This is a genomic window from Staphylococcus massiliensis, assembly GCF_043186315.1.
In the GTDB taxonomy this organism is placed as follows: domain Bacteria; phylum Bacillota; class Bacilli; order Staphylococcales; family Staphylococcaceae; genus Staphylococcus; species Staphylococcus massiliensis.
Genome location: NZ_CP171119.1, coordinates 2,301,483 through 2,325,903 on the forward strand (window position 1 = coordinate 2,301,483; position 24,421 = coordinate 2,325,903).

Below are 24,421 nucleotides of genomic sequence, written 5' to 3' on the forward strand. Positions count from 1 at the left end.
ACCTATCCTTCCTCAATTGACAATTGACCAAATTTAAAGAAATAAAGGTACCCTTTCACTTTAGTATTTAATATCGCTTCGAGCGTTTGTTGATAATACGACATTTGAATATAGTATTTCGATTTAAGTTGTTTACCAAGTTCTTCATCGGTCATACCGCGTCGTCTTCTGAATGAATCCGTTTTATAGTCAACAAAGTAATAACAACCGTCCTTGACAAAAATGAGGTCTACCATACCTTGAATAATTGAAACAGCCGCGTCATCACACTCAATATCATCGACTTTCGACTGATTCACGATAAAAGGAATTTCTCTATAGATCTTGTCACTATGCGCAATGTCGTCGTATAAACGACTCTTCGTGAAGTCATAAACTTCTTTTAAGTTAATGACATCTTTCTCATCGGCATTGAGTATATCTCGCGTCACTAATCCATCCACATATTGCTCCAATGCCTCATGTGTCATCCCTTCCTTTTCAAAAGGAAGATGTTCCATGACCGTATGCATCAACGTACCAATTTCATTTGCACGACGCGTACGCCCTTCTTGCATAAACTGAGGACGATCAAACGTCGAGACGCCAAGTCGATATTGACGCACGCGATCATAATTGGTGTTCGTTTCTTCTGTATCATGTTGACGTTTCAATTCAGAAACAGAGATCTTAGAATGACGACTCACTTGATCTTGATACGGATATTCATAACGTAATTGGTCTTGAATTTGAGCCTGAACATCCGCATGCCCTTTCATATGATCGAGCATGTTTAACGTACGATACGTATCCGATTCAAGTGCATCATCCGATTGAATCTCTGAAAAGTGCTTGATATAGATATCTAAATTCTGAGATAAAGATGTATCTACACGATCAAGATTTGATTCAGTATTCGAAGATTTCGCGGTATCATTAGCATGATATTGACCATAAACGCTATAAATTAACTCAAACGGTGACTTCGCACTCAGTCTTGAACTCGCTGAGATGAGCCCCTTTTCAAAGGGTGTTTCAAGAAGCTTATCAAGTTCTTTCTCAGCCTTAACACGCCCTATCAAATAAAGCTGCGTCTTAGCACGCGTTAACGCAACGTACATTAAACGCATTTCTTCAGAGATGAGCTCTTTCTCACCAATCGCCTTAAACAGCACAGACGCTAACGACGGATAACGCACTTCTGCGTCTAAGTCATAATAATCCATCCCAATTCCGTACTGCTGATTTAGAATGACTTGCTGACGAATATCGCCACGATTAAACGATTTCGATAACCCCGAATAAATCACAAACGGGAATTCAAGCCCCTTACTGCTATGGATACTCATCATACGCACCACATCATCATTCGGACCAATCACATTTTCCTCACCGAAGTCCTTACCGCGTTCAATGAGTTCATCTATAAATCTTATAAACTGGAAAAGCCCTCTAAAGCTCATGTTCTCAAAGTCGACGGCCTTATTAAATAAGCCGTATAAGTTTTGACGACGACCACGGCCGCCTACTAAACCACTGAAATACTGAATAACATATTTATCATTGTAGAATTGGTCGATCAATTGATACACAGGATGATTCTGGCTATAGTCTTGATAATATTGAATATCTTCTAAAAAGGCTTTTAGCTTATCTGTTAAATCTTTATGTTCCGTATCATGCTCTAAAAATTGTTCAATAGACTGATAGAAATAATCCATCTTCTCAGTATGAACTTGAATTGTCGCGAGTTCATCTTCAGTAAATTGATAAATAACAGAACGCATTAGCCCCACTAAATAAATATCTTGAAACGGATTATCAATCACGCGTAAAAACGATAACATCAAGCGAATTTCAGTTTGCTCAAAGTAACCAGATTTACTATTCACATGAAACGGAATGTCCTTATCTTTAAACACCTGTTGAAGTATCCGCGCATTACCGTAGCCACGCTCAAGGATCACAATGTCCTTATATGTCGACTTACGATAGCGCTTAGTATCAGAATCATAAACACGTTGATGCTCAAGAATATGTTCAACCCGTTGCGCGATGAGTTCCGCTTCTTGTTCCGTTCCTGTTAATTCACTTTCGTCATCTTCAACCATGACATCAAACTGCATTGGATACGGTTGTTCTGGATCATATTTCGCACCTAAATAAAGTTGTTGTGCCGCGTCGTACGTAATCTCACCAACCGTTTGATCCATCATATGTTGGAACAAGAAGTTTGTCGTATTAAGAACTTCCGGACGTGACCTAAAGTTTTGAGATAAATCAATACGTAAGCCCGCATCCTTACGGTCAATATCCGTTGTAAAGCGCTCATACTTTTCAATAAATAGACTCGGATCAGCTTGACGGAATTTATAAATCGATTGCTTCACGTCACCAACCATAAATAAATTCCCATTATGTTCCGCACCGCGTTTGATACATGAAATAATCTTCTCTTGAACGCGGTTCGTATCTTGATACTCATCCACTAAAATTTCATCGAATTGATCACGGTAAATATCCGCGATTTGCGACGGACTACCATCCTCATTTGTCAAGATCTTTAACGCGAAATGTTCATAGTCTGAAAAGTCCAGCACGTTCTTCTTGCGTTTATTATCGTTAAACGTTTCGATGACATCTTTCGTTAAAGTAGCGAGATATTGAACTCGAGGCGCTAACGCTTTCATGTCAGACTTTAGTAGCTCTACGTCTCGAGATAAATAATTGTCTTGAACATCTTTAATCAACGCTTTATACGCATCATAATAACCCTTGCCTGCGTCATAAACGTCTAAGTTACCATCATTTTCTTCTTTAACCTTTTTCGTTTGAGACGGGAATCGTTTCGGTAGTTCGTGCTGACTAAGCATATCTAAATCGATGACACCGCCTTCAATCGCTTGATTCATAAACGCCAGTTCACCGCGTAGCAACTCAAGATGCTTATCAACTGCGTACAAATCTTCGAATAACACGGTACTTTCTTTTATAAAGTGATGCGCCGTTTTAAGATCAATCATCATATACGCTTTTAATTGATCAAGCATTTCTTCTTGTTTAGTGTCATCTGCATATGGATCGCTTAGATGCGTAAGCCAATCGATTGGGTTCGGATTCGCGACACTAAAGTAATACAACTTCTTCACCATATCGCGTAGTGTGTCATCTGAACGGTCATTCGCAAGCTGCTCAACGACATCAACGAAATCAGAGTCTAATGTCGCATAGTGCTTTTCCAAGACATCATCAATTGTCTGTTCAAGTAATAGCACGTTCTCCGCTTCAGAACTCGTTCGAAAGTTAGGATCAATGTCTAGCACATCATAGTGTTGTTGGATGAGCTTCAAGCAAAAGCTATGTAGCGTGGATATCTGAGCTTGATGAATCTTAACACGCTGATTTTTAAGATGTTCGTTGTCTGGAAATTCTAAGGATTTCTTCTGAATACGGGCATCAATACGATGTTTCATCTCTCTCGCACTAAGATTTGTGAACGTTACGACTAACAGGCGATCGACATCGATTTCATCACGAATGATGCGTTCAATAATACGCTCAACTAGAACGGCCGTCTTACCAGACCCTGCCGCTGCCGCAACTAAAATATCGCGATCTTTCGCATAAATACTCTTCCATTGGTCATCCGTCCATAAGACGCCTTGTGGTTTCTTAGGAATCATGATTATCCTCCTTTCCATCTTCTTGAAGTAACGCTATCGGATTAATTGTTTCATCAACTTGTCGATATCTAGGTTTATCGATAATACCGTCAACGTGACATACAGACTTATAATTACAGAATCTGCATGGTAGCGTATTCTCATATTGAAGCGGTGCGACTTTCGTTTCTCCATCCATGATGTCGCTTGCTGTTTCAATAAAGTTTTCCTTATTCTTCTGAATGAGTTTATGAATAACGCTTTCATCGGCAACTTTACTATTCGAACTAAAACCGCCATTTTTCTTACGACTAAACGGCACGATGTCTGATTTGTACGACGCCTCATCACGAACATCAAGTGCTTGAATCACGCGTTCATCTTGGTTAATTAAACCTTTCATTTGGAAACTCTTTAAACGCGCTTGATCGATATCAGTCGTTTGATGTTCCACCCAGTTTTTAAAGGATTGAATCGGTTCGTGAACACGCATGTAAAGAAGTCCACCTGGTCGGATGCTTTCACTTAAATTAAGTGCTTTGTAATTTTGAAGCACGATATCCATGTACGTCATCATTTGCATCTGCATGCCGTAATAAACTTTCTTCAAATCAAGTTCAGCACTTTGTTTAGACGACTTATAATCAATGATATTCACAAAGCTATCCGTCTCAGATTGGTACGTATCGATACGGTCGATTTGACCACGGATATAAATCGGGTACCCTTGCTTTGTATATAAGACATCTGCCTTTAACTCTTGATTATGACGTGGCTTCACTTTAAAGCTTTGTTCGAAGCGGTACGGCTTAAACTTCGTATGTGAACCTTGGTACTGCATCGCACTTACCGTCGCTTTAATAATCGCACCAATTTTATGAGACATATATTGATAATGCGCAGTTGAATTCAAGAGATTAAATTGTACCTCTGGTAATATCAGATCTAACGCTTCTTTCGTTAACGCTTGAATATCACGTTCAGTTAACTGTTTGAAATTCCCTTCAACACGTTCTGAAATATAACGTAATACATCATGGAATATTGAGCCTAAGTCAAAGCTCTGAAGCTGATACTTCGTACGTTCGTTTAATTTTAAACCGTGAGACGCATAGTGTTTGAACGGGCATTGCTTAAACCCTTCGAATCGAGACACACTTGCTTCGATCTTAGTCCCGTAGAGCTTTTCAGTGAGAGACTGATCGAGTTGAACGGTTTCATTAGAATAACTTAACGACGTCATTAGGTGATCTAAACCTTGATTTAAATGTTCATCATCGCGAATAACTTGATACGCATCTAACCACGTTTCAGCCACAATTTCATCATTTAACCATCCTTTTAAAGCCTCGAATAAGGAAATCTTGGTCTGATGCGGATGTTCCATTAGACGTAACGGCTCGTGCTCATGCATATGATGAATATTTTGTACCTCTAAATTGAAATACAACGCTTCAATTTGGTCTAAGAACGGACTCTTCTCCTTATCGTCACCTGACATGCCCATTAAACTATATGAGAATGTGACCTTCTCAGTCGCTTGCGCCATCGCGATATAACATACAAATGCCTCGTCCATTTGAAGAATGTCAGCTGTCGGACTTAACTTCACATTCGATTGCGTTTGAAATTGCTTCTTCTCATCATCAGAAATTAAGCTCGAATTCGTTATCGTTTGCGGCATGACACCATCGTTCATACCAATCATATAAATATGCTTTTTATTCGCGACTTTAGATAAATCCATCGTACCAATCGTCACTTCATCAACGCCTTGCGGAATCATCTTAAATTCCAACTGGCTCAGCCCGATATCAAGTATCTCAAGAAAGCGCGTGAGCCCCATATCCTTATCTTTGAAGATCGTCACCATGTCGTCTAACACACGAATAAACCCGTGCCAAACTTGGTCAATCTCTTCCGCTTCCTTATGCTTACCATCTAAGTCAAGTTCATCACGCTGCGTCATCATCTGATGCGGTAATTCAAATTCTTCGATTAAGTTATACAGTGCTGTCGCGTAAGCTGTCGCATGTTGCCCTTCTCTAAGCGCTTGTTCGAAGGCGTGAAGTTTCTTAACAACATCATCTTTAAGCTTGATCACCTTTTCGAAAAGCGCTTGGCGCGCGTCATTCAGTTTGATGTGTCGTATTCCTAAACGCTCAAATTGATCTACCGTGAAATAACGGTCATCTAGCCACTTCGAGCCATGGATACCTCGCTCAATCGCATAATTCTCAAAGATATCTATTAAATAGCGATGGTCTTTAAACGTTGAAGTTAAAATATTCGTCTTTAAAAGACGCATCATCGGTTCGAATGCCCAGTTCTTTTGAATCACTTCCACTAATGAGCGCAACATTTCCATAAACGGGTGATGCGTCATACTGCGCTTAACATCAATATTAAATGGAATATCATATTGATTTAGAATCGTTTCAAGTAAATACGCGTACGCTGGGTCACGATATAAAATCGCGATATCGTTAAAGCGGTAATGGTTCACTCGCAAATCACGTAAAATATCACGTGCGACTTCATTTACTTCTTCACGCATATTCGAACTTTCTAAAATCTTAACTTCATTAGAAGTCGTGCGTTGTTCAACTTGTAGCGCGTCAAACGATTGTTCTAAATGCGCTAACGATTCATTTTGATAACGTTGTACTTGCGTGAAATGACGGCGTTTAAGCGGTATTTGTAAATCTTGAGCGATGTCTTCTAAATGTTGTAGGGATTCTGAAGGTTTACGAAATAGACTGAACATATCTTGATTGCCATCACTTGTAAGTAAGACCGTTACAGACTTACAATGCTTCGTTAATGCTTGAATGATTTCATATTCCAACGTTGAAAAGTTATGGAAACCATCTATGTATATATCCGCTTCTTGAAGCCATTTCGACTCAGGAATCTTCTCAATGAAACGCATCAACATATCTTCATTCGTCACAAAGTGATCCTTAAGACGCGCTTCTAACTTGTCATATATCAATTGAATATCATGAAACTTATCACGCGTGCGCAAGTTGATCGAGTTCGATGAGATAATGTCATCTAAGTCAGTTGGCGTTATGTGGTATTTTTTGAAGTCTTGAATTTGCTCACTTAGCTTTTCACTGAAGCCAAAGTAACCAACTTGAGATTGGTAAAGTTTCAATGATTGCTGATGTTCGTTAAGTAAATCATAAATCATCATCTCCATCGCTTCTTGAGACACGCGATCTTCGGTTAAGCCACCTACTTCCTGAAACAATCGGTGCGCCACACGATTAAAGTGTAGAATTTCAGTACGTAAACTTCCATTTAGCGTGGCATCCTTAGCGAATGCTTGTTCAAATTTAAAGGTACTTTGCGTCGGCGTAATGACAACAATTGGGTCGCCCATTGGTGACGTCTGCATCGCTTGTTTAATTTCAGACATCATTTCATACGTCTTACCAGTACCAGCACGTCCTATAAATGCTTCTAATCTCATAGTCGTCCCCACTCCTTTACTCTATTTTAACATAGCGACGTTTAATTTAATGTTAATGCGTTGTGAATCAAACGTATTAATTGATAGGATTTTGTAGCTGTTTAATTGATTTTAGCGTGTCAATTTGAACATATGTTTAATTGCGCATTCTCCTCTTTGAAAAGCCCTTTCAATATAACAACGCGTACGTCGGCATATCGTTTACTAGCAATCTCGTACACTCAAAATCAAAGTACAACCCTTAAGTTGATCGATTACTTAGAGGGCTTTTCATAAAGAAAACCCCGAACGGTGCTATGTAACACCGTCCGAGGCTCTTAAATATTACTATTCTTCTTCAGGATTAAAGTTAACCTTGAACTTACTTAGCGGCCAGAATCTTAAGGATACTTTACCTACAATTTTATCTTTATCGATTAAACCGAAAGCACGACTATCCTTACTAACTTCGCGGTTATCACCTAACACTAAGTATTTATCTTCTGGAATTTCAGACTTACCTTCTGAGCCGAGTAATTCTTTAGATTCAAAATCACCTGTAATTTTATCTGAGCGCTTATGTTCTTTATTATAATCTAAATAAGGTTCTTTAACTTCCTTACCATTCACGTATAATTTATCGTTTTCATATTTAACTTTGTCACCTGGCGTACCAATGACACGCTTCACATAGTCATCATTTTCATTCGCGTGGAACACAATGACATTACCACGTTTTAAGTCGCCAAATTTAAGTCCAATTTCATTTACAATAACTTTTTCGCCATCTTTTAAAGTTGGATCCATAGAATCACCTTTTACTGTGTAAGGTTTAGCTATGAATTGATGGATGAGTGTAACGATAATGATTGCGACGACTATGGAGGCAATCCACTCTAAAATTTCCTTCTTCATTTTGACACCTCAATTAAATTTAAAAGTTCGTCTTCATTCGGTTAAATGGAAAATATGTAACATTAACATTCCCCATTATATCTTTTTTCTGAATAAAACCAAAGCTTCTTGAATCTTGCTTGGCATCTGCCACGTCATTGAGTACAAGGTAAGAACCTGGTGGCACGATATTCGTTTCGGAATCCTTAATTTCTTCCATATTTAAATGTGCAACTGCATAGGAATTATTCGAAACCTTGCGATCATTAATATACAAATGGTGGTCTTTAAGCGCAACACTTTCACCTGGCAATCCAATTACACGGCTTGTGTAGGCCTCATCACCATGTTTGTACATAATGACATCATCACGATTGATTAAATTAAATAAGTTATCAATCTTGTTATAAATCACGCGGTCCCCTTTTTTAAAGGCCGGTTCCATGTGCGAATGTTCAATAACAGCGCCACTGATTACAAAAGCTTGAATCGTTAATACGATAATAAGACTTACGACTATCGTAATAAGATGTTTAATGATGCGACTCAACTTCATCCTCCTCTACCGTATTCATGTAATTACGTTCAACGCGTTTGCTAATCATGTACAGAACTACAACACCAATGATGATAGCGATAAGTTTTAAGGGATTATGTAGCAGTGTTGTAATATCGTGCCCTAATATACCGATTGATCCAATCATAATCGCTTTTGAAAGACATAAAGCGACGAAATACGTGCCTTTACGAATGTGTGTCATACTCACCACAATATTTACAAGTGCGCTTGGTGTAAAAGAAAAACACAACAATATAAATATTGGCGTTACCCCGCGCCTGTCAATAAAGTAAATCAATCGTTTGACGTGTTTCTTCGTTTTAAGCCTTTTGATGTAGGAAATATGATTCAGCCTCTTAAAGCATAAAAACACAAGAAAGCTACCGATTACAGTCCCTAGCCATGATACGAGGATACCGAAGCCTAAACCAAAAGCATTCACGTTGAATACGACAAACACGATAATTGGCAGTATGGGTAGAAATGCCTCAATAAATGTCAGCAGAAAGCCGAACAATAAATCAAAGCCAGTACCCTTAAACATTTTATAGATTTCAGATAGTTCATGTTGAGTCACAATCACGTCATCCCATCAAACTTGATAGTTTAATTATAATCCTGTCGTATTAAATTGAAAACCGAAATTAATTAATAATTGCATAAATCAGTCTGAGGAAGTACAGATACTTTGGCACTAAAAAAAACAGACATCGAGATTAATTGAAACCTCAATGACTGTTTTATGCATTTTATATACATTTCTAAAAATTACAATCTTGATTCTAATTCTTTTTTCATATCTTCAAAGCCTGGTTTACCTAGTAAAGCAAACATATTTTGTTTATATGCTTCAACACCAGGTTGATTAAATGGGTTAACACCAAGTTGGTAACCGCTCATCGCACACGCAAGTTCAAAGAAGTATACTAAATAACCAAACGTTGTCGCATCAAGCTTAGGCACACGTACGACTAAATTAGGAACGCCGCCGTCGGTATGTGCGAGTAACGTACCTTCGTAAGCTTTCGTATTCACTTCATCTACTGTTTTACCAGCTAAGTAATTGAGACCATCTAAATCATCTTTATCTTCTTTAATTTCAATATCATGCTTAGGTGCGTCAACTTTCACAACCGTTTCAAATAAGAAACGACGCCCTTCTTGCACATATTGACCAAGCGAATGTAAGTCAGTTGTATAATTCGCACTTGAAGGATAAATACCTTTTTGGTCTTTTCCTTCAGATTCGCCAAATAACTGTTTCCACCACTCGTTAAAGTATTGAAGTGCTGGCTCATAGTTGATTAACATTTCAGTCGTATACCCTTTATTGTATAAAGCGTTACGAATTGTTGCATATTGGTATGCAATATTTTCATTAAGATCACTTGTTGAAAGTTCTTTTCGTGCTAAGTTCGCACCTTCCATCATGTCTTCAATATTTACACCACTCACCGCTATTGGTAAAAGCCCTACCGCAGTAAGCACTGAATAACGACCACCAACGTCATCAGGAACCACAAATGTTTCATATCCTTCATCTGTAGCTAATTGTTTTAAAGCGCCTTTTTCTTTGTCAGTCGTCGCAAAAATACGCTTAACCGCTTCTTCTTTTCCATACTTATCTTCAATTAATTGTTTAAATAAGCGGAAGCTAATCGCTGGTTCTGTTGTTGTACCAGATTTAGAGATGACATTGATTGAGAAGTCTTTGCCTTCTAAATATTGCATAAGTTCATGCATATAAGTTGAAGATAAATGATTACCAACGAAAACAATTTCTGGTAAGTTATCATTTTGTTTAAACATTGGCGTTAACATTTCAATCGCTGCGCGAGCACCAAGATATGAACCACCAATACCAATCACGACTAATACGTCTGAATTCGATTTAATACGTTCAGAAGCGTCTAGTATACGCTTAAATTCTGCCTTATCATAATTCTCAGGTAAATCTACCCAACCTAAGTAATCACTTCCTGCACCAGTTCCCTCTTGAATCATTTTATGAATTGTATTCACGATGTCTTGTTGTTGAGAGATTTCATGTTCACCAAGGAATGAAAGTGCCTTTTGATAATCTAATTTAATATGCGTCATGAAGATGACCTCCTGTACTTTGAATACCTTTATTGTACTAATTTTTTAAAAGAGGTTCAATTGAACGCCCATATTACTAAGTATTCAAATATTTGTATATTTATTAATAAAAATGGTTTTATTTACATATTCTTTGTGCTATAATTCTGAATATAAAGAAAAACGTTTAAAAATTCGATGAGGTGAATATTAATGAAAGATAGAGTAGTATTAGCATATTCAGGCGGTTTAGATACAAGTGTTGCCGTACACTATTTAATTGAACAAGGTTACGATGTTGTAGCTTGTTGTTTAGATGTAGGGGAAGGTAAAGATTTAGACCTTGTACATTCTAAAGCATTAGATATGGGGGCAATTGAATGCCATATTATTGATGCTACTAAAGAATTCAGCGAAGATTTTGTAAGTTATGCAATCAAAGGTAACTTAATGTATGAAAATACGTATCCACTTGTTTCAGCATTATCACGTCCATTAATTTCTAAGAAACTTGTGGAAATTGCACATAAAACTGAAGCAGTTGCAATCGCACATGGCTGTACAGGTAAAGGTAACGACCAAGTACGTTTCGAAGTTGCAATCAAAGCTTTAGATCCAGAATTAAAAACGCTAGCGCCAGTACGTGAATGGGGCTGGAGCCGTGAAGAAGAAATTGAGTACGCTAAGAAACACAATATTCCTGTACCAATCGGTAAAGAATCACCGTACTCAATCGACCAAAACTTATGGGGTAGAAGTAACGAGTGTGGTATCTTAGAAGACCCTTACCAAGCACCACCTAAAGACGCGTTCGACTTAACTCAAGAAATTGAAGATACACCAGATGAAGCTGAAGAAATTACGCTTTCATTCGAAAAAGGTATCCCTACTGCAATTAATGGCGAAAGCTATCCATTAAACGAACTTATCTTAAAGTTAAACGAACTTGGTGGTAAACATGGTATCGGTAGAATTGACCACGTTGAAAATAGATTAGTAGGTATTAAATCAAGAGAAGTTTATGAAACACCAGGTGCTGAAATTATTTTACAAGCACACAAAGCGTTAGAAACAATTACGTTAACGAAAGACGTTGCGCACTTTAAACCTGTTATTGAAAAGCAATTCTCTGAAAATGTATATAACGGTTTATGGTTCTCACCATTAACAGATAGCTTAAAATCATTCGTTGATGAGACACAAAAATATATTACAGGTGAAGTAAGAGTTAAATTATTCAAAGCAAACGCAATTGTAAATGGTAGAAAATCACCATATACACTTTATAATGAAAAACTTGCAACGTATACAAAAGAAGATGCCTTCAACCAAGAAGCTGCAGTAGGTTTCATCGAAATTTATGGCTTACCTACTAAAGTGAACGCAATGTTACATGGAGGCGAAGAGAATGAGTAATAAAGCTTGGGGCGGTAGATTCGAGGAGAAACCCGAAGCATGGGTAGATGCATTCAATGCATCTATCCATTTTGATAAAGAACTCATCCATGAAGATATTAGAGGTAGCATTGCACATGTGACGATGCTTGCGAATCAAGGCATTTTAACGGAAGATGAAAAAGATCAAATTATTAAAGGTTTAAATGATGTTAAAGCGGATTATTTAAATGGCGACATGGAACTTAGCGAAAGTTTAGAAGATATTCATTTAAATATCGAACATGCACTTATTCAGAAGATTGGCGAAGTCGGCGGTAAGTTACATACAGGTCGTAGCCGTAATGATCAAATCGCTACAGATTTACACCTTTACACGAAAGATCAAGTTGAAACAATCATTGAAATGATTAAATTCTTCCAACACACAATTTTAAAACTTGCGAATGAACATGTCGAAACAATCATGCCTGGTTATACGCACCTTCAACGTGCTCAACCGATTTCATTCGCTCACCATATCATGACGTACTTCTGGATGCTTGAACGTGATAAATCGCGTTTCAAAGATAGCTTAAAACGTATCGACATCTCACCATTAGGCGCTGCAGCACTTAGTGGTACAACGTATCCGATCGATCGTTTCGATACGCAAGAACAATTAGGTTTCGGAAGTGTCTATGAGAACAGTTTAGACGCGGTAAGTGACCGTGATTATGTCGTTGAAACATTATCGAATATTTCTTTAACAATGGTGCACTTATCACGCTTTGCAGAGGAAATTATATTCTGGTCAACTGACGAAGCGAAGTTTGTAACGTTATCAGATGCCTTTTCAACAGGATCATCAATCATGCCGCAAAAGAAAAATCCGGATATGGCTGAATTAATCCGTGGGAAAGTTGGGCGTACAACGGGTAGCTTAATGAGCATGTTAATGACACTTAAAGGACTTCCCCTAGCCTACAATAAGGATATGCAAGAAGATAAAGAAGGTTTATTTGATGCTATTCATACCATCAAAGGCTCACTTCGAATCTTCGAAGGTATGGTTGCGACGATGAAAGTGAATGAGGATCGTTTACATGAGACAGTTCATCAGGACTTTTCAAATGCGACAGAGCTTGCAGATTACCTTGTGTTAAAGGACATCCCGTTCAGAGATGCGCATGAAATTGTAGGTAAAATCGTTCTATGGTGTATCCAAAATGATAAATATTTATTAGACGTGCCATTCGAGGAATATCAAAAGCATCATGAGAAAATTGAAGAAGACGTTTATGAATATTTAAAACCTGCGAACTGTTTAAAACGTCGTAAGAGCTACGGTTCTACAGGCCAAGAAGCCGTTTACGAGCAGTTAAAAGTCGCAAAAACATATTTATAAAAGTTAAGGTCTAAGACAATGTATAAAGCATTGCTTAAACCTTTTTTATTATGCGCGAATTATGACGCTACGCTTTTATAGAGCGAACGTCCATGTATTATTTACCTGAAACTTGGTTATATACGTCAGGTTTATTTGTAATCGCACCATCTACACCTGATTGATTGAGATATTTCATATCTTCAGGGTTGTTTACAGTATAAGGATGAACTGGCATATCTAGGTTATGCAGGCGTTCAACTGTTTGAGGATTGATATCTTTATAGTTCGGGTTAATACCATCTGCATATTGGTCAATGCTATTTAATTCAGCGTCAGACATCATTGATAAACGCCCTGCTGGTAATAATTGTACGACTGGGATGTTTGGATTAAGTTGGTTCATTTTTTTCATGCTTGATTTAGAGAAAGATTGAATAATAACGTTTTTGTTATCAAAAGAAGTTTGATTTAACATGCCATGTTGTTTAAGTTTCTCAAGGATTTTTTCCTCGATACCTGGATATAATTCTGGGCTTTTAATTTCGACATAATAATGCGCGTCTTTACCATATCGAGAGAGGATTTCATCGAAAGTAGGAATTTTAGCGTTTTGATATTCTGGTCTAGCTTGGTCAGGATGTGCTTGATTAAACCAGCTACCTGCATCTAATTGTTTAAGCTCTTCAAGTGTATAGCCACCTACTAAACCATTGCCATTTGTAGTTCTGCCTAATGTTGTATCGTGAATCGAAACAAGCTCACCATCTCTTGTTAATTGTAAATCCATTTCTATGTAGTCGGAGTTTTGTTCATAGAAGCTTTTGTCGTAGGCTTCTAAAGTATTTTCAGGTGCGTATGCGCTAGCACCACGATGACCAACTGTAACATTATCTGAAGTGTTTTGATCTAACGTTACATCTGTCGTGTCATCTGCAGAAGTTGTGCCTGAAAGTTGGATAGTAAGGGGAATAAATAGAAGTGAAGATACTAATACTCTACGAAAACGCGGTTGAACTAAATTCATTAGACAAATCTCCTTTATTTAAATGGTTACTTTCCTCCTTTACCGTAAATCATTTTCATGAAAATAACGACCGCTTTTACTAGATTTTAAAAATAAATAAACATTATAAATAATGGCTTTAAATTATAAATATAGTTTTAGTATTTGATACTTTTAATTATTAGTTGTTTTTGATAAAAGATGAAGCGTGATTTAAAGAAAAGTAATGTAATTGTCAATTTTAGTTTAAAAATTAATAAAATTTTAGTAAAAGCAATTTACGCAATACTTTTTTACTTTTAAACTTAAATTAACTACTATTAAGGAGTGTTTCAATTGAAAAAACAATATAAAGTTTTAATCGGTGTTGTAGCAAGTGCATTACTTGTATTACCTACTTCATTTTCTCAAGCAGACGCAAGTGGTGCAGGAAAAGGTCAATATAAACATGAACATAAACACCCACAATTAAATAACAGTCCACAAAACGTATTAAACCAAGAACATGTAACTGTAGCGCACAGAGGTGCAAGTGGTTATGCGCCTGAGCACACGTTCCCAGCTTATGACATGAGCCATAATCAGTTAAATGCAGATTACATTGAAATTGACCTTCAAATGACTAAAGATGGTCATTTAGTTGCAATGCATGATGAAGAAGTTGACCGTACGACAAACGGTACTGGCCGTGTTGAAGATTACACTTTAGCTGAGTTAAAACAGTTAGACGCTGGTAGTTGGTTCAACGAAGAGAACCCTGAATATGCGAAAGCTTCATATAAAGGGGCTCAAGTTCAAACGCTTGATGAAATTATTAACCACTACGGTACAGATGCCAACTACTACATTGAAACGAAATCTCCAGATGTATACCCTGGTATGGAAGAAAAATTATTAAGCACTTTAGACCGTCACGGTTTACTTAAAAACAATAAATTAAGAAACGGTCACGTATTAGTTCAATCATTCTCAACTGAAAGCTTATTAAAAATGAACCACTTAAATGGTCGCGTACCTTTAGTTCAATTATTAGATAAAGCTTCAGTACCTTACTTAGACGAAGACGATTGGAACTTTGTGAAAAGCTACGCAGTTGGTGTAGGCCCTGAATACACAGATTTAACTCAAAAGAACACTCAAATTATTAAAGACCACGGTTTAGACTTACACCCTTACACAGTAAATGATAAGGAATCTATGAAACAACTAAATGAATACGGTGTTAACGGCGTATTTACTAACTACGCTGACGTATATAATGATGTTTCAGGTAAATAATTAATAAATAAGGAAGGTCGGGTCACTAGGTAGTGATCCGACCTTTTTCATTTTAGTGATTATAGCGGGAGAGGCCGGTGTTTGAGTACCGGCCTTTTTCTTTATTGGGGTTGGTAAGGCGTACGGTGGCCATGTTACATTGTTTGGGTAGGTCTTTATAACAAGGTGCCCTTGTTACAATGTTTGAGTCAGTCTTTGTAACAAGGCTTCTTTGTTACATTGTTTGAGTCAGTCTTTGTAACATGGCTCCCTTGTTACATTGTTTGAGTCAGTCTTTGTAACATGGCTCCCTTGTTATATTGTTTGTCTCAGTCTTTGTAACATGGCTCCCTTGTTATATTGTTTGTCTCAGTCTTTGTAACATGGCTCCCTTGTTATATTGTTTGTCTCAGTCTTTGTAATAAGGAAAATTTTCGTAATCGAAAATTTCTGATTGTTGAATTGCTCGCGAACAAATTGCTTTAGATCTCTATAGGGTACTTAAGCCGTTATGCGATTGTTTTTATTTTCTTTCGTATAACGGCCACCTTATGCGATTGTTTCAAATTTCTTTCGCGTAACGGCGCCCTTATGCGATTGTTTCAAATTTCTTTCGCATAACAGCCCCGTTATGCGATTGTTTCAAATTTCTTTCGCGTAACGGACCCCTTACACGATTGTTTCAAATTTCTTTCGCATAACGGCTCCCGGCCACCCCCCTTCAAACCTAAATACATCAGCATAAACCGCCAGCACCTCTTAAACCCCTACTTCTTAAACTAAACCAATCCTACTAAATCACCCATTTTCACTAAAACCGCGCAAAATAGAAAAAACCTGAACCACATAGGGTTCAGGTTTTACTGAATTTAAATTATGCCCAACCACGGTAACGTGCTGCTTCAGCAGTACGTTTGATACCTACGATATACGCCGCTAAACGCATGTCGATTTTACGGTTTTGAGCTAATGTGTAGATTGTATCGAAAGCTGTTACAAGCTTGTCGTTCATTTTTTCGTAAACTTCTTCTTCTGACCAATAATAACCTTGGTTATTTTGTACCCATTCAAAGTAAGAAACTGTTACGCCACCAGCACTTGCTAATACGTCTGGTACTAATAATACATCACGTTCAGTTAAGATACGTGTAGCAGCTGGTGTAGTTGGACCGTTAGCCGCTTCAACTACGATGCTTGCTTTAATATCGTTAGCATTGTCTTCTGTGATTTGGTTAGCAATAGCTGCTGGTACTAAGATGTCACAATCAAGTTCGAATAATTCTTGGTTTGAAATTGTGTCATCGAACAGGTTTGTTACTGTACCGAAGCTATCACGACGGTCTAATAAGTAGTCGATGTCTAAACCTTCTGGGTCGTGTAATGCACCATAAGCATCTGAGATACCTACGATTTTAGCACCACGGTCGTATAAGAATTTAGCAAGGAAACTACCTGCGTTACCGAAACCTTGGATTACTACGCGTGAACCTTCAAGTTTCATATCACGACGTTTAGCAGCTTCTTCGATTGCAATTACAACACCCAATGCAGTAGAACGGTCACGGCCTTGTGAACCACCTAATACAATTGGTTTACCAGTGATGAAACCTGGTGAATTGAATTCATCGATAGCACTGTATTCGTCCATCATCCAAGCCATAATTTGAGAGTTAGTGAATACGTCTGGTGCCGGAATATCTTTTGCTGGTCCTACGAATTGTGAAATTGCACGTACGTAGCCACGTGATAAACGTTCAACTTCATGGATACTCATTTGTCTTGGGTCACAAATGATACCGCCTTTACCACCACCGTATGGTAAATCAACGATACCGCACTTCAATGTCATCCACATTGATAATGCTTTAACTTCTTCTTCATCAACGTCTGGGTGGAAGCGAACCCCACCTTTAGTTGGTCCAACAGCATCGTTGTGTTGTGCACGGTAACCTGTAAACGTTTTAACTGTACCATCATCCATACGCACAGGGATACGTACAGTTAAGAAACGTAAAGGTTCTTTGACTAAATCATACATCCCATCATCAAAGCCAAGTTTATTCATTGCTTCTTTAATAATTTCTTGCGTGGAAGTCACTAAATTGTTCTTTTCAGTCATGATCCTATTCGCCTCTTTTTCCTATCATTGTTTTCGCTTTCAAAACTATTGTAACATAAGCACACCTTTTTAAAAGGGATTTAATTGCTTAATTTTACAAATTTCATAAGAAAATGAAAACGCTTTATTATTGTTCGAATACTTGCTTAACTTTATCAATTGCGAAATCTAATTCTTCTTTTGAAATGATAAGTGGTGGTGCAAAACGAATTACTGTTTCATGTGTTTCTTTACATAGAATACCGAGTTCTTTAAGTTTTTCACAATAAGGTCTTGCGTTTTCGTTTAATTCAACCCCGATGAATAAGCCGCGTCCACGTACTTCTTTAATAACTGGGTTTTCAATTTTTTGTAATTCTGATTTGAAGTATTCACCAAGTTCTAATGAGCGACCTGCTAAATCTTCGTCAATAATAACGTCTAATGCAGCCATTGAAACCGCACATGCTAATGGGTTACCACCGAATGTAGAACCGTGAGAACCTGGAGAGAATACACCTAGTACTTCTTCATCTGCTAATACTACAGAAATTGGAAGTACACCGCCGCCTAGGGCTTTTCCTAAGATGTAAACATCAGGTTTAACGTTATCCCAATCTGTAGCGAATAATTTACCAGAACGTGCTAAACCAGCTTGGATTTCGTCCGCAATGAATAATACATTATGCTCATCACATAATTCGCGGATTTGTTTTAAGTAACCTTCTGGTGGAATGTTGATACCAGCTTCACCTTGGATAGGTTCAACAAGTACTGCTGCAGTGTTTTCGTTGATTGCTTCTTTTAATTGATCGATGTTACCGAAGTCAACTTTAACGAAACCTTCTAATAAAGGACCATAACCGCGTTGGTATTCCTTTTCTGAAGATAAAGAAACTGGAGCCATAGTACGACCGTGGAAGTTACCGTTCATTGCTACAACTTCTGCTTGGTTTGGCTCGATACCTTTAACTTCGTAAGCCCAACGACGTGCTGCTTTAAGTGCAGTCTCAACCGCTTCAGCACCTGTATTCATTGGTAATGCTTTGTTTTTACCAGAGATTTTACAGATTTTTTCATACCATTCACCTAGGTTGTCACTGTGAAAAGCACGTGAAACAAGTGTCGCTTTTTCAGCCTGATCTTTAAGTGCTTGGATAATTTTAGGATGTCTATGTCCTTGGTTTACTGCAGAATAAGCAGATAACATATCCATGTATTTATTGCCTTCTGGGTCTTTAACCCAAACCCCTTCAGCTTCTGAAATTACGATTGGTAGCGGTAAGTAGTTGTGCGCACCAAAATGGTTTGTTTGTTCAATAATTTGTTCTGACTTAGTCATTATATCTCCCCTTTACAAAATTGTAGGGTAAATGTCACACCCTATTGGAACGTTACCACAATTGTACCACTACAAATTTAAATTTACAGCGATACAATCGAGGACGTTCTAAATGCTTATTTACCCTACGTCATTTATCTATTCAACAATGTTTAGTAAATTCTAATTTAAAATTAAAGTGCTTCAGAAACTGTGCGACCTTGTAAGTGAAGAACAAGGTAATCTGGTCCACCAGCTTTAGAGTCTGTACCAGACATTTTGAAACCACCGAATGGTTGGTAACCAACGATTGCACCTGTGCAACCACGGTTGAAGTATAAGTTACCTACCATGAAGTCACGGCGCGCTTGTTCTAATTTCATTCTGTTGTTTGAAATTACAGCACCTGTTAAACCGTACTCAGTATCATTAGCAAATTCGATAGCTTGGTCGAAGTCTTTTGCTTTAGAGAAACCTACAACTGGACCGAAGATTTCTTCTTGCATGATACGGCTATCGTGTTTAACGTCAGCGAATACTGTTGGGTAAACGAAGTTACCTTTAGATTCGTCAGTGTTACCACCTGCAACTAAGCGACCTTCTTGTTTACCGATTTCAATGTATTCTTTGATTTTGTTGATTGATTTTTCATCGATAACAGGACCCATGAAGTTATCGTAGCTTGAAGCGTCACCAACTGTTAATTTTTCAGTTTCAGCTTTAACTTTTTCTACTAACTCGTCATAGATTTTTTCGTCAGCGATAACACGTGAACAAGCTGAACATTTTTGACCAGAGAAGCCAAATGCTGAGTAGATGATCGCATCTGTAGCGACTTGTAAGTCTGCTTCGCTATCTACAACGATTGTATCTTTACCACCCATTTCAGCGATTACGCGCTTAAGGTGAGCTTGACCGTCTTGGATTTTAGAAGCTTTTTGCATAATGTCAGTTCCGACTTTCTTAGAACCTGTGAATGAGATTAAACCTACATCTTTATGCTCAACTAATACATCACCAATATCTCTTGAAGAACCTGGTACCCAGTTTACAACACCTTTAGGTAATCCTGCTTCTTCTAACACTTCCATGAATTTGTAAGATATTACTGGTGTGTTTGAAGATGGTTTTAATACTACAGTGTTACCAGTTACAACTGGAGCTGCAGTCGTACCAGCCATGATTGCATAAGCAAAGTTCCATGGAGAGATAACAACACTTACGCCGATTGGTAAGTAATCGAATTGGTTATATTCACCTGGACGTGATTCAACTTTCTTACCGTCTTTTAATTCAAGCATTTGACGGCCGTAATATTCCATAAAGTCAATAGCTTCAGCTGTATCTGCGTCTGCTTCTTTCCATGGCTTACCGCCTTCTAAAGATAATAAAGCTGAGAATTCATGTTTACGACGACGTGTAATTGCTGCCGCTCTGAATAAAATGTCAGCTCTAGTCTTAGGATCTACTGTGCGCCAAGTTTGGAAAGCTTCTTTTGCAGCTGCAACAGCTTTATCTGCATGCTCTGCACTCGCTTTAGAAACATAACCGATTGTTTCTTCTTTATTAGATGGGTTGTAAGAACGTGTTTTGTCATCAGTATAGATACGTTCACCATTAATGATTAATGGATACTCTTTACCAAGTTCTTGCTTAACCTTTTCTAAAGCTTTTTCATAGGCTTCACGATTCTCCTGTTTCGTGAAATCTGTGAATGGTTCATGTTTATATGGAATCATTTATTAAATCCCCCTTGTTTTATTTTAGGAAAACCCTTACATACTTATAATGACATATAATATTAGCGATTAAAAGCGAAAAACACAGAAAATTTAAATGATTTAAAAATCGGGTTAAATTACACACCTACATCACCTTAATATGACAAATAATGAGCAAATTGTATTTTTAGGTGTAAATCATTTAGAGGCTTAAACGCATAGATTTATGTGATACATTAAAACTATCAATCTTAAAGTATAACTTTTTAACCTACCCTGGAATCTACTTAAGAAAGGATAGTTTCTTATGCAAGGTATCAATCATATTACGTTTTCAGTATCTGATTTAAAGCGCTCTATTTATTTTTACAATCACATTTTAAAAGCCAAATTGATAGTAGAAGGTCATTCCTCAGCATATTTAGATTTAGCAGGCATATGGTTAGCATTGAATGAAGAAAAAGACATACCTCGCGATGAAATAAAGTATTCTTATACGCATATAGCTTTTTCAATTGAGGAAAATGCTTTTGAAGAATGGTATGAATGGTTAGTTGAAAACGAAGTAAATATTCTTGAAGGAAGAACAAGAGACGAGCGTGATAAGAAATCTATTTATTTTACGGATCCTGATGGTCATAAATTAGAACTACACACAGGGACTCTTGATGATAGAATAAAATATTATAAAGAAGCAAAACCTCATATGAGATTTTATTAATTACTACATTATTCTAAACTAGTACTCCCCTGATTTAATCTTCAAATTTAATTAAGAAAATACTTACTATACATTACATATAACGCATAAAGTTTTCTCTAAGAAAAGTTATTTAACATGCATTTTTGTATTAAACACAAAAAAACCACTTACGCTTCCTCTACGTAAGTGGTTTATCTTCGTGCTTTAATGTCACTGCTGTTTTGATTGTTTAACCCATTTCGGTAATCTTTCTTTTAACGTTTGAAACCCATAAACTTCAGTTTCTTCGATTTCTTCCAACACTGAACGTTTTGATTTCTTACGTTCATAGTTCTTAAAGTAATCGTTATCTTTAAGAGACAAATTCAGTTTTCCTTCATGATCAATAGATAGAATTTTAGCTTTTACAATTTGTCCTTCAGACAATAATTTTTTAATATTATGGACGTAATCATCCATAACTTCAGAAATATGAATTAAACCTTCAGTATTGTCAGGGGTTTCAACAAAAGCACCATAGGGTTGAACACCAGTAACACGTACTTTTACATGTTGACCTACTTTATACTGATTATTCAACAATATAACCCCTTAAACTCGTTTGATATGTTAACACAATAATCATAGCATAAATTAGTAGGCAGTACGAACGAATACGTTGAATTTATCTTAATCTTTTTATTGCTTTACTTTTCAAGAAGTGGTTTAATGACCTGTCATCCAAGGTCGTTGCGCATTATTATTACGTCGTGGCTTATTCTTCATCAGTTTATCACCACTAACGACGCGTGGTGTCTTACCGCGTTCAATACGCTTTTTAAGATTTTGGTCCATTGAATACGTCTGAAAAGGCACAAAGACACGTTTCGCCATTTCGTCGCAATTCGGGCACTTCGCAACTTCGTGGTTATCCTTTATAGACTGACGTAAGTTAAATGAACCGCAGTTCGCACATTCATATGTGTAACTTGGCATTACTCATCTGGCTCCATGTCAGGTAATACGCCTTTATTGAAGATCTCTTTAGGTAAAGCAACTGTACAACAAGAGTTCGGAATATCAACAATACCTGCAACGTTACCTTGCATAGGCGCAGAACCAAGTAACATGTAAGCTTGTTCACCTGTAAAGCCACGTGTTTTGAGGAATTCGATCGCATTTAAACAAGCATTACGGTATGCTGTGTTTGCATCTAAGTATGTTTGATCACCACTAAATTCATTAACTGAGATACCTTCGAATACGATGTAATCTTGATAGTTTGGCATAACTGGACCTGGGTTAAACGCTGGGTTACGTTTGATGTTGTATTTATCCATGCCGCCTTTGATCACGTTTACGCGTAATTCGATCCAACCTGGCATTTCAATACCGCCACAGAATGTAATTTCACCATCACCTTGTGAGAAGTGGATGTCACCTACTGATAATTTAGCACCATCAACGAATACTGGGAAGTAAACGCGTGAACCTTTAGATAAGTTTTTGATATCACAGTTACCACCATTTTCACGTGGCGGAACCGTACGTGCACCTTCTTTAGCAACACGTTCAAAGTCTTTACCTTTTAAAGTACCTGCAACAACTGCATCAGTGTCAGGTAAATTAGCTAAAGGTGGTTCGCGGTGAGGATCTTTATCTACAAGTGCCTTTTCACGACGATTCCACTCATCTAACATATCTTGAGATGGTGCAACACCAATTAAACCTGGGTGAATAATACCAGCAAATTCAACGCCTGGTACGTGACGGCTTGTCGCATAGATACCGTTAAAGTCCCAAATAGATTTAGCCGCATTTGGATAATGGTCAACTAAGAAACTACCGCCGTTAGTTTTATCAAAGATACCATTGAAGCCCCATTTATGTTCATCGAAAGCACCAATGTCTAAGATATCTACAACTAATAAATCACCTGGTTCAACACCGTTAACATGAACTGGACCACTTAATACGTGTACACGATTTAAGTTAACGTGTTTGATATCACTTGGGTCGTCATTGTTAGAAATTTGACCGTCAGTCCAGTCTAAACATTCCATTCTAAATGACTCACCTGGATCTACTGAGAACGCCGCTGGAATATCCGGGTGCCAACGGTTATGTCCTGGATGGTCCTGTTTGTCCATAGTTTTGTTTAAATCAACGTTAAATAACTTCTTTGGCATAATAAATTCCCCCTACTAAAGTTTTAAATTGATTATGTGTCTGAATTTTCTGTTAATTACAATTGTAACATATCTTTATTAAGTCGATATTGATTTATAATGAAATAATTTAAATCGTAATTATTATGATTTAATAATTAAATTTGTTTACAACATCTTCCCATTTCACCAGCTTTCTATTTTTCCCTATTTTTAAAAGCCACGCCAGGTTTCGTTTGCTTAGAAGCCTTTATATATTTTTTATTTAAATACCTTGATTCAAATTTTCTTGTAAAAGCCACGTCCCTATAAAAGCAAGCTAGTTAAAGTGCATTATTTAATAAGTGCTCATTTTGTATTCTACTTTCAAGACTTTGCATCCGCGGAAGACGTATTCACTAAAACAAACACTTCCATCTTATAGGGCTTTTCAAGAAAGAAAAAAGTCCTAACGCACATAGCAATTATACAAGCTATGATAGTTAGGACGTTACAATTAATTAACCTTACAACTACTTTTTAACGCAACCGCTTGATCTGCAATTGCTTTACAACGTTCATAAGGAATCGTCGTTTCAAACGAGAATTGGTAAATGTTTTGAATCTCATGAGCAATCTTATCTGGTTCACCAAGCTGATGAACCTGATCCATCACTTCGTACACTTCCGCGTCACCTAGCGTAGGATCATCAAAGTTCATTGGATTCCAATTTGCGATGAGTTTATATAATTCGATGTTTAAATCATTATTATTCATAAATAAACTCCTTCAATCGT

The 24,421-nt window shown here is 37.3% G+C and carries 18 protein-coding genes; 4 read left to right on the plus strand and 14 right to left on the minus strand.

Going from position 1 to position 24,421, the window contains the following annotated elements; genetic code table 11:
• Positions 1–2: 2 nt before the first annotated feature.
• The 6 genes from addA to ACF3N8_RS11050 all read right to left on the minus strand — a co-directional run bounded on the left by addA (position 3) and on the right by ACF3N8_RS11050 (position 10,651).
• Complete coding sequence (gene addA / locus ACF3N8_RS11025; RefSeq protein ID WP_026048965.1) at positions 3–3,665, minus strand: helicase-exonuclease AddAB subunit AddA; 3,663 nt, start codon at positions 3,663–3,665, stop codon at positions 3–5.
• Positions 3,652–7,119, minus strand: a complete 3,468-nt coding sequence (gene addB / locus ACF3N8_RS11030; RefSeq protein ID WP_009383486.1) for a helicase-exonuclease AddAB subunit AddB — start codon at positions 7,117–7,119, stop codon at positions 3,652–3,654. Before addB ends, addA begins: the two co-directional genes overlap by 14 nt.
• A 327-nt stretch (positions 7,120–7,446) precedes the next feature.
• Positions 7,447–8,013 carry a signal peptidase I gene (lepB, locus tag ACF3N8_RS11035; protein WP_009383484.1) on the minus strand — a complete coding sequence of 189 codons (567 nt, stop codon included), beginning with the start codon at positions 8,011–8,013 and terminating at the stop codon, positions 7,447–7,449.
• Between the two features lie 19 nt (positions 8,014–8,032).
• Positions 8,033–8,548 carry a signal peptidase I gene (gene lepB / locus ACF3N8_RS11040; protein WP_235044503.1) on the minus strand — a complete coding sequence of 172 codons (516 nt, stop codon included), beginning with the start codon at positions 8,546–8,548 and terminating at the stop codon, positions 8,033–8,035.
• Positions 8,526–9,128, minus strand: a complete 603-nt coding sequence (locus tag ACF3N8_RS11045) for a TVP38/TMEM64 family protein (protein ID WP_017176622.1) — start codon at positions 9,126–9,128, stop codon at positions 8,526–8,528. The genes lepB (ACF3N8_RS11040) and ACF3N8_RS11045 overlap by 23 nt, the downstream gene beginning before the upstream one ends.
• 191 nt (positions 9,129–9,319) lie before the next feature.
• A complete protein-coding gene (locus ACF3N8_RS11050) occupies positions 9,320–10,651 on the minus strand; it encodes a glucose-6-phosphate isomerase (RefSeq protein ID WP_392449963.1) in 1,332 nt (443 codons plus the stop codon).
• A gap of 192 nt (positions 10,652–10,843) precedes the next feature.
• Here ACF3N8_RS11050 and ACF3N8_RS11055 point away from each other — a divergent pair, with 192 nt between their 5' ends.
• The gene (locus ACF3N8_RS11055) at positions 10,844–12,046 is read left to right on the plus strand and encodes an argininosuccinate synthase (protein WP_009383477.1); all 1,203 of its coding nucleotides are present in this window, start codon (positions 10,844–10,846) and stop codon (positions 12,044–12,046) included.
• The gene (argH, locus tag ACF3N8_RS11060) at positions 12,039–13,412 is read left to right on the plus strand and encodes an argininosuccinate lyase (protein WP_009383476.1); all 1,374 of its coding nucleotides are present in this window, start codon (positions 12,039–12,041) and stop codon (positions 13,410–13,412) included. Before ACF3N8_RS11055 ends, argH begins: the two co-directional genes overlap by 8 nt.
• 97 nt (positions 13,413–13,509) lie before the next feature.
• On the opposite strand, the gene ACF3N8_RS11065 is transcribed toward argH, so the two are convergent.
• Complete coding sequence (locus ACF3N8_RS11065) at positions 13,510–14,418, minus strand: glycerophosphodiester phosphodiesterase (protein ID WP_009383475.1); 909 nt, start codon at positions 14,416–14,418, stop codon at positions 13,510–13,512.
• 315 nt (positions 14,419–14,733) lie between these two features.
• On the opposite strand from ACF3N8_RS11065, the gene ACF3N8_RS11070 reads away from it, so the two are divergent.
• Positions 14,734–15,675, plus strand: a complete 942-nt coding sequence (locus tag ACF3N8_RS11070) for a glycerophosphodiester phosphodiesterase (RefSeq protein WP_009383474.1) — start codon at positions 14,734–14,736, stop codon at positions 15,673–15,675.
• An 853-nt stretch (positions 15,676–16,528) separates the two neighbouring features.
• On the opposite strand, the gene ACF3N8_RS11075 is transcribed toward ACF3N8_RS11070, so the two are convergent.
• From ACF3N8_RS11075 to pruA, 3 genes are all read right to left on the minus strand, one after another.
• Positions 16,529–17,773, minus strand: coding sequence for a Glu/Leu/Phe/Val dehydrogenase (locus ACF3N8_RS11075; protein WP_009383473.1), 1,245 nt, complete (start codon positions 17,771–17,773; stop codon positions 16,529–16,531).
• A 127-nt stretch (positions 17,774–17,900) separates the two neighbouring features.
• Positions 17,901–19,094 (minus strand): ornithine--oxo-acid transaminase, encoded by a 1,194-nt coding sequence (locus tag ACF3N8_RS11080; protein WP_009383472.1) that lies wholly within the window; start codon positions 19,092–19,094, stop codon positions 17,901–17,903.
• A 173-nt stretch (positions 19,095–19,267) separates the two neighbouring features.
• Positions 19,268–20,812 (minus strand): L-glutamate gamma-semialdehyde dehydrogenase, encoded by a 1,545-nt coding sequence (pruA, locus tag ACF3N8_RS11085; protein ID WP_009383471.1) that lies wholly within the window; start codon positions 20,810–20,812, stop codon positions 19,268–19,270.
• Between the two features lie 289 nt (positions 20,813–21,101).
• On the opposite strand from pruA, the gene fosB reads away from it, so the two are divergent.
• Complete coding sequence (gene fosB, locus ACF3N8_RS11090) at positions 21,102–21,515, plus strand: FosB/FosD family fosfomycin resistance bacillithiol transferase (RefSeq protein ID WP_009383469.1); 414 nt, start codon at positions 21,102–21,104, stop codon at positions 21,513–21,515.
• A gap of 192 nt (positions 21,516–21,707) precedes the next feature.
• Here fosB and ygs read toward each other — a convergent pair whose 3' ends face one another.
• The 4 genes from ygs to ACF3N8_RS11110 form a co-directional block, all read right to left on the minus strand.
• On the minus strand, positions 21,708–22,076 hold the full coding sequence (gene ygs / locus ACF3N8_RS11095; protein ID WP_009383468.1) for a S1 domain-containing post-transcriptional regulator Ygs: 369 nt from the start codon (positions 22,074–22,076) through the stop codon (positions 21,708–21,710).
• 126 nt (positions 22,077–22,202) lie between these two features.
• Complete coding sequence (locus ACF3N8_RS11100) at positions 22,203–22,472, minus strand: FmdB family zinc ribbon protein (protein WP_009383467.1); 270 nt, start codon at positions 22,470–22,472, stop codon at positions 22,203–22,205.
• Positions 22,472–23,665 carry a formamidase gene (gene fmdA, locus ACF3N8_RS11105; protein WP_009383466.1) on the minus strand — a complete coding sequence of 398 codons (1,194 nt, stop codon included), beginning with the start codon at positions 23,663–23,665 and terminating at the stop codon, positions 22,472–22,474. The genes ACF3N8_RS11100 and fmdA overlap by 1 nt, the downstream gene beginning before the upstream one ends.
• A 475-nt stretch (positions 23,666–24,140) precedes the next feature.
• Positions 24,141–24,401: a DUF1871 family protein gene (locus tag ACF3N8_RS11110; RefSeq protein WP_009383465.1), complete on the minus strand. Its 261-nt coding sequence runs from the start codon at positions 24,399–24,401 to the stop codon at positions 24,141–24,143.
• Positions 24,402–24,421 lie beyond the last annotated feature (20 nt).